This is a genomic window from Mycobacterium szulgai (assembly GCF_002116635.1).
GTDB lineage: Bacteria > Actinomycetota > Actinomycetes > Mycobacteriales > Mycobacteriaceae > Mycobacterium > Mycobacterium szulgai.
Window position 1 is genome coordinate 1 of the sequence record NZ_LQPW01000044.1, and the last position, 8,170, is coordinate 8,170.

4 protein-coding genes are annotated in these 8,170 nt (G+C 62.9%); all 4 read right to left on the reverse strand.

The genetic code is table 11. The features are described from left to right. A partial coding sequence (locus AWC27_RS09745) for a type I polyketide synthase (RefSeq protein ID WP_169726747.1) occupies positions 1-3,098 on the reverse strand: 3,098 nt, incomplete at its 3' end. Positions 3,099-3,212: 114 nt separating this feature from the next. Continuing rightward, a complete protein-coding gene (locus AWC27_RS09750) occupies positions 3,213-4,865 on the reverse strand; it encodes a PfaD family polyunsaturated fatty acid/polyketide biosynthesis protein (RefSeq protein ID WP_085670296.1) in 1,653 nt (550 codons plus the stop codon). 430 nt (positions 4,866-5,295) lie between these two features. Further along, the gene (locus AWC27_RS09755) at positions 5,296-6,450 is read right to left on the reverse strand and encodes a BTAD domain-containing putative transcriptional regulator (RefSeq protein ID WP_085670297.1); all 1,155 of its coding nucleotides are present in this window, start codon (positions 6,448-6,450) and stop codon (positions 5,296-5,298) included. Between the two features lie 391 nt (positions 6,451-6,841). Next, on the reverse strand, positions 6,842-8,170 hold a 1,329-nt coding region (locus AWC27_RS30920), incomplete at its 5' end, for an ATP-binding protein (protein WP_342744509.1).

The following is an 8,170-nucleotide window of genomic DNA, read 5'->3' on the forward strand; positions in this document are numbered from 1 at the left end:
ATCGAGTCGATGCCGAGGTCGGCTTCCAGTGCCATCGACAGGTCCAATATCTCCACCGGATAGCCGGTCTTTTCGGCGACGACGTCGAGCATGTCGGTGACCAGATCGGTGCCCACGCTCGGCGCTGCCGGCTGCGCGATCGCGCGGGCCGCCGGCTCCGCCGGCGCCGCAGCGGGCATCGGAGGAGGTGGAATAACCTCTGCGACTAACGGTTTCAATGGCGCAGCACACGGCGCTGCGGTGGTTTGCGCGTCTTGGGCCGAACTCGCCGGTTGATGGTCGACCTGCGGCTTGTCGTAGTTGGCGCCATTGATCTTCAATGTCAGCTTGGGCTTTTGCCGGGTGCGTGGATCCTCGACCGTGTGGAAGTCGCTCCACAGGCCAGCGAAATTCATCGGCACTCCCGCCGCCGCCAGCTGAGCAAGGCCAAGCCAGAGAGCGCGAATTCCATTCGTGCGCTTGCGGTCAAGAGCTATGGCGTGGTGTGGCAGGCCCTCCAAGCACTTACCCACCTGATTGGTCAGCACAGCGTCCGGGCCGACTTCTACGAATGTGCGTACACCTGCGACCCACATCGAGCGCACCTGCTCGACGAACCGAACCGGCTGGGCGATCTGCTCGGCCAGCGTTGCGCGCATCGTGTCGGCATCGCCGTCGTAGGGCCTTGCGGTCGCATTGGCATACACCGGTACGACCGGTGCCTGGAAGGGGATATCAGCCAGATAGGTCCCGAACGGCACTGAGCACCGAGCGACGATGTCGGAATGGAACGCAGTGGCTACGTTCAATTGCGTCGAATTGATGCCAATCTCCGACAGTCTGCGCACAGCGTCCGCGATCGCATCCGCGGTGCCGGACAGGATGACTTGCGTTGGACTGTTGTGGTTGGCGATCACGACCGAGTGCCCCCACTGGTCGAGCAGCGCTCCAACTATCTCGCAAGGCGCCGAAACCGCACACATCGTCCCGGCCCTGTCGCGGGCCGCCTCGGCCATGAGGGCACCACGCTTGCGGGCTATGCGAAGTGCCGCCTCGTCGTCGAACACCCCCGCGGCGCACAACGCCATGACCTCGCCGAAGCTGTGACCACCCACCGCGACGGACTTGATGCCCAGGGCGCGAACGATCTGCAGCAGGCTCAGGCTGTGCGCACCGATGGCTGGCTGTGCCCATTCGGTTCTGGTCAGCGTGGTGGCTTGTCGTGCGCGGTCCTGTTCGCTGAAAGCCGGCTTGGGCCATACGATCCGGTGCAGATCGAAGTCCGCTTCCAGCAGTGCGGCGCGGGCGGTCTCCCAGGGGCAAAGTGCCGGCTCGAAAAGTTGCGGGATGTCAGCGCCCATGCCCACGTATTGGCTGCCCTGACCCGGAAACAACAACGCGACCGGTCCGGTCTGCTGCGCGGAATAGAAGTAGCCCTTCGGGGAGGCGAACTGTGCCGCGGTGGTTCCGTCGGCGAGCCTGCCGGCGGCTTCACTCAACATCGCACGAAGACTCGCGCAATCGTCGGCGACCAAAGCCAAGCGGTGTTGCCGGCATGGGTCATAGCTAGTTTGGGTCTGGTGAGCGATGTAGCGCAACATGTCCTTGTCGTCCACCAGCGAGGCTGACAAGCGAGTTGCCTCGCCGCTCAGGGCGGCCGCTGTGGCAGCACCGAGCACCACGAGTTCGGACTTCCAGGAGCGGTGGCGTCTGGCGTGGCCCGCACGGCCGGTGTACTCCTCAAGCGTCACGTGAAAGTTGGTGCCGCCGAAGCCAAACGAACTGACCGAAGCGCGCCGCGGAGCCCCTTCATCCGCAATCCAGGGCCGTGACTGCGTGGGAAGGTAAAACGGTGAGCTGTCCATGTCGAGGGCGGGGTTGGGCTGATCCACTTTGATAGTCGGCGGCAGAGTCTTGTGGTGCAGCGCCATCACGGCCTTGAACAGTCCGCAAGCGCCTGAGGCGGCCTTTGTATGGCCCACTTGTGATTTCACCGAGCCGAGCGCACACCACTGCCGATCTTGACGTCCAGAGAGATCGAAAACCTCTCGCAGTGCCGAAAACTCGGCGAGATCACCGGCTTTGGTTCCTGTCCCGTGCGCCTCCAGCAGCCCGACGGTTCCCGGGTCATACCCGGCGGCTTCGTAAGCCCGGCGCAACGCCTTAGCCTGCCCCTGCGCGCTCGGTGCATAGATGCTTTTTGCGCGGCCGTCCGACGATGTGCCCATCCCGCGGATCACGGCGTATATCGGATCGCCGTCTCGCTCAGCGTCGTCCAGACGCTTCAGCGCCATCATCGCGAGCCCCTCGCCGAGCATCGTGCCGTCCGCCTTGTCCGAGAATGGCCGGCAGTCCCCGGATGGGGATAGGGCGGTAACCTTTGCGAAGCACATGAACATGAGGATGTCGTTGAGAGCATCGACCCCGCCGGTGATCACCATGTCTGAGTCGCCCAGATACAGTTCGTTGAGGGCGATTGAAACGGCCGCAAGGGAGCTCGCACAGGCAGCGTCTACTACGCAGTTCGTTCCACCGAGATCGAATCGGTTTGCGATGCGGCCCGCGACGACGTTACCCAGCAATCCCGGGAAAGTGTTCTCCTGCCACGGCGTATATGCGGCCGCGATCTGTTGGTTGAACGACTCGAGCTGTTCGTCGGCTATCCCGGCGCCGCGAAGTGCCCTCTGCCACACCGGTGCTTGTAGCCTGCCTGACATGTGGGCCACCATTTCGGTGGCACTGGCGACACCGAGCACCACCGAGACGCGTTCTCGGTCGACCCGCGAGAGATCGGCTCCCGCAACGTCTTCGAGGACCTGCTTGGCAACGGCTAAGGCGAGCAGTTGCGCGGTGTCGGTGGCCGGCGCAACGTTGGGAGGGATTCCGAATTCGGCGGGGGAGAAGTCGACGTAAGGAAGAAAGCCGCCACGCTGGGCATACATCTTGTCGGGCGTGCCCAAGCCCGGGTCATAGTAATCGTCGATACGCCAGTGCGATTCGGGAATATCGGAGAGGAGATCGGCCCCGTCAACGATATTGCGCCAAAAATGCTCGGCATCAGGCGAATTGGGAAACAGGGCGCTAACACCGACCACGGCGATGGGGGGGCGGCTAGACATTTTCGGCATTCGCTTTCGTTGTTGGTGATGAGTTGGACATCGATCGGACGCTTGTGTTCGCACCACGGGTTGGATCAGGGCAGCAGTGTCGGCTTGGGTGGCGCGGTGACCATTTCAGCTGCTTTCCTCGACCGATAGCCGCCGGGGTGTAAAGCGAAATGCTCTCGGAGGAATGGGAACTCCGCACGTGCGGGCCTGCTGTGCCCGAGTGACCTGTGCGGCCCCTTCGAGCAGGTTGAGGGCGACTTGAACAACCTCACGCTGCTCAGGCGGTTCCAGGAAGCTGTCCCTGACCCAGCTGTTGAAGGCACCCATCGCAGGCCCACACCAGATCTGGTAATCGAGCGTTCGGTGGGTTTCGCCGCCGATTGCCCACCGGCTCGATTTGCCCAGGTACCATCGGAAGAGCAGCGCCATCTGGAATTTCGGATCCCGCGCGGCCAGCTCCAAGACCGCGGCATCACGTTGGAGCCAGAACTGCTCTGTCTGCGACCAGACTTCCTCGACGCTCTGGCCGAAAATCTTCTCCAAGTCTCGACGTTGCTGGCCGACGATCGCGTCGAGGGCCGGCTTGCTGACGTACAGCTCGTAGAGCTTCTTGGCGCGTGGCCCAAACATGGTGCCGCGCTTGAGTACTTGCAGATCGACGCCGAGTTCGAACATGTCGGCGGCGGGAGCCATCATGACATCCGCAATGCCGACGTCGGCCAGGAGCTTGCGTCCCTGCTCAGACAGACCGGACTCTATGCAGGCTTGGTTCACCGAGCCCGTCATGACATAGCCGGCGCCCATGGCGAACGCACCCGCAACCGATTGTGGCGTGCCCAAGCCGCCCGCGGCGCCGACCCGCACCGGTCTCTGTAGTCGGTATCGCGCGGCGAGAGTGTCACGGAGCGTGATGATTTCGGGTAGCAGCGCGGGCATGGGCCTGTTGTCGGTGTGCCCTCCGCTGTCTGCTTCGACGGTGATGTCCTCGGCCACCGCGACATACCGCGCGAGCTCGGCTTCCCGGTGGGTCAGCTTGCCCGATTCCACCAGCGCGGAGACGATTGCAGGCGGCGCTGGTGCCATGAATTGACAGGCCACTTCGGGACGAGAGACCTTGGCGAAGACGCTGTTCGTACGGACAACGCGGCCCGCTGGATCGGTCGATAGACCGTGCAGTGCATAGTGCACCACCGAGGGGGTGACCCTCATGAAGGCGGAGGCTTCGACCTTGCGGACACCCCGGGAGATGAAGAGTTCGGCCACGCGGTTTTCCAGTGATGCCTCGTTGGGCGAGTGGATGAGATTGGCGCCCCACACGTGACCGGCAGCCGGGGAAAGTCCCTCCTCGATCGTCGACAATGCCTGTTCCACACTGGGATAGGACAGACCGCCCGCCCCGAAGAACCCCAGCATTCCCGCCTTCGCCATCGCGATCACCAGCCTCGGCGTGGCGATTCCGTTGGCCATCGACCCGGTCAGATAGGGGAAGCGCACCCCATGGGCCGCACAGAAGGTCCGGTCCCCAAGCCACTCCGGATATATCGGCGGCAGCGTACCGAGCAGGGTGATTTGCCTGGATGCCGCCGATCCATCGCCATCCGCAGCCAGGCCCAGCTGCCCGGTCTGTTCATCGCGTAGGACCTGCGCCGGGTGACGAACGCAGCCGACGATTCGCACCAGGTCGTCGGCGGCAAACGCGATACCCGTCACGTCCGGCCGCGGCCCGTCTCGCGTGGGTTCGGTAGAGAGCAGCTGACTGGCGCTGGAACCCTGGTTCATCGTTTCCGCACCTTTCCTGCGATCTGTTAATCACAAGCGCGATGGCGGAGCCGCGAGCTGATCGAGCGGCCTCGAAATCCGCTTCGCACAACGAGATACGTATCCGGCGCCGCGCGTTGGCAAAGGCAACTGTCTGGACGATGAATCCGCAGCCGGCAAGCAACGACCCCAGACAGAGCCGGGTGAGAGCTTGCAGAAGGTGCCGAAGGGTCCGATATGCGTGGCAATTCGCCCGTGAGCTTTGGGCCGCCTTGTACTTCCATGATTCCAATATCGGATTCGTCTTGTATAGATCCTTAACGAATCCTGCGTGCTGAGAGTGTTCGCCTGCTCAGAGCAGTTGGAGGCGTCGCCCCCAAACGGAGCGCCGTCCCCCAAACATGTTGGCGTTCAACTGAAAAGAATCAGGAAGCTCGCGCCTTACCGGGTGCTACTGGTCGGTAACGGGTTCATGGGAGGCGCTTTCGAAGATCAACTGGTGTTCGGTTATGCCTATCCGATCACCGTCGCTCAGTGTGGTGCTGGCGAGGATACGTCGCCCCGAAACGTAAACGCCGTTTGCCGATCGCAAGTCGACTATCACGAAACTGGAGCCGGTGTCGACGAGCGCGGCGTGGTGACGGCTCACTTTGGCGCCAGACAGGGTGATGTCGTTGTCCGGGCTGCGGCCTATGCGGGTGGTGGTGGCGGCCAGTCGATAGGTGCGTTGGTTTGCGTCGCGCAATAGGGGGCCGCGAGTGCTGCCCGCAGGCGCGGGCGGGTACTCCGACAGGGTCCTAAGGGTGTCGTCAGCATTCGATTGCGCGGCCTTGCGCATATCAAGTGGTCGCTGGCTGAGGATTCGTTCGTATAGCGCACGCGCTTTGGGACCGGGGTCGACGCCCAGGTCGTCGGCGAGGTTATCCCTAAGTCTGTGATAAGCATCGAGCGCATCCGATTGGCGGTCGTCCAGATAGTAAGCGGTGATCAGCTGGGCCCAAAGCGCCTCTCGGTAGGGGTGGTCGATTGTCAGGCTCTCGAGCTCACCGATCAAAGAACGGGGCCGGCCGCAAGCAATTTCGACTTCGGCGCGAGCGATGTGTGTGACGATCTTTTCCTCGACCAGTCCCATTTGAAACGCGTCGACGAAATTGAAGTCGCGCAGGTCATCGAGTACCGGACCACGCCACTCGGCAAGCGCGGCCGAGAAGTGTTCACTAGCCTGCTCGAATCTCGCATCGGCGGCGGCTCGCACACCGGCAGTCTTTTCGGCCGCGAATCGGCCGAGGTCGTAGTGCATGTCGGGAACTGCGAGCCGGTAGCCGGGTGGTGCGCTGGCCAACAGCGCGCGGGTTTCGACACCGGCGCCCGCCAAGAGCCGACGCAGATTTGACACATATGAGGACAGCGTGGCTCTGGCTCCGGCAGGAGGTCCCTGCTCCCACGCTGCGCCCGTCAGCGCATCGACGCTGACCGGTCGATTGCGATTGATCAGCAACATCGCCAGCACTGCGCGTTGTTTAGGGGTACCCAACGGTACAGCTGTACCATTGATACTCATCTCCAATGGCCCGAGGACGCCGAACTGGACATCGTCTTGCGCCATCGATTCTCTGGTCCCTCCCAGCTACCCGGTATTACTAGTGCTCATTTTGGGGGCGCCGCGGGACTTTCGCATGGGATTTCTGAATACTCACCGGTGTCAGCCAGCGCTAATAGGTCGCCGATCGCGGTGCTGCTGCGCGGTAGCCATTCTTGCCGAGTCGCACGGTACGGGCCTCCTAATGGCGGCGTGAGACGTCGTGAATGGGAGCGTGACGGTCGACGTGGTTATTCCAGGTGCAACATTCTCGGCGCACTGCGAAATGCGCGCTGCGGCAATCCCGTGAAACGCCTAAAAGCGTTTTTGTGCGGGTTTGATTTCGTTATGAGTCGAGTGCCGCGCAGTTCGGCGGATGCCGACATTGACATCGGCCCATACCGAAACCGGGAGGTTGTCAGCCGTCTTCGGCGAGGGCGAAGCTTGCCGCCTGGTCGAAGGTCATTGCGTCGCCTTGGCGCCAGGCGGCGTCGAACTCCTCGGGGCTGAGCTGTTGGCGGGCGCGCCGCTCACATTCGTCGTGCCAGTCGCCTACCTGGGTGAAAATGCTCGTCGAGGCACCGCACGCGCGACATACTGCGGCGGCAGCTGCCATCAAGACGACGGCACGGTGCGGATCGTCGCAGGATCCCGCAACCCATGCGATTACCGCCAACATGGGCGCACCGGTCCATGGGTCGTTTATGCGCTGGGTCAGTTCGAGACACTGCCGGAGCGGCTGTTGGGCGAGTTGCACTTCACCGCGCCGCCACCGGTTCATCCCGACAAACGCCAACGCACGTGAGCGCTGCACAGAGTCGCCGACGGAATCGGCGAGGGCGAGCGCCTGTTCGAACCAGTCCAGTGCCTGGTCGTTGTCGTCCGCCGTTTGGGCCATCCAGCCGAGCATCATCATCGACAGAACCCGCACCTCGTAGGCGTCGAGTGCATGCAGAGCTCGGCGATAGCAGTCGCGCGCATGCTCAAGGTCGCCCCGGAGTATGCATGCGAACCCATCCGCGACGTCGATTCGAGCTCGTATCTTCGGGTTGTCTAGCCCCTGAAGTAACTTGCGCGCCTCAGCTACCCGGGCCGCGGTGGCGTCTAGGTTGCCTTGTATGGCGGTGATATGTACCGCTTCGCAGAGCACGTCGATCCTGGCTGCCGGGGATTCCTGCGCCGTCGCCGATAGCGCCAATTCGACCCAGTGTCGCGCGTCGCTGAGCATTCCGCAGGTAGTCAACATGGGGCGGAGGGCGGCGATCATCTGCACAGCGCTGGTTGGGGATTCGGACAGGGTGAATCCCAGGGCCTCGCGCAGGTTGGGCATCTCGTCGGTGAGGCGGTGATACCACTGGATTTGGTGTGGTCCCCACCATTCGGTGCGGACCTGGTTCAGTAGTTGTTCGTACCAGGCGGCGTGGCGGCGGCGCAGCGCGTGATATGCGGTGTCGCTGAGGCGCTGGCGTCCGTATTGACGCAGGGTGTCGAGGAGTCTGAAGCGCACGGTCGTGCCGCGGTCGATGCGAGTCAAGATGGATTTGTCCACCAGCGCAGACAACCGATCCAGACACTGGCTCAAGGTGTCGTCTGCGGTGGTAGCCGGGTTGCCGGCGCCATGGTCGCTGCTTTCGGAGCTTTCAGAGCTGATGTGGTGGGCGGCTGGCAGGTCGAAGCTGCCGGCGAACACCGACAGTTGGGCCCAAAGCTGTTGTTCGGCGTGACTGCAACGCTCGTAGCTCCAGTC

What these genes read in the sequence shown, in the direction of transcription:
- AWC27_RS09750 (WP_085670296.1), bottom strand. Translation starts at nt 4,865, where the DNA reads ATGAACCAGGGTTCCAGCGCCAGTCAGCTGCTCTCTACCGAACCCACG.
- AWC27_RS09755 (WP_085670297.1), bottom strand. Translation starts at nt 6,450, where the DNA reads ATGGCGCAAGACGATGTCCAGTTCGGCGTCCTCGGGCCATTGGAGATG.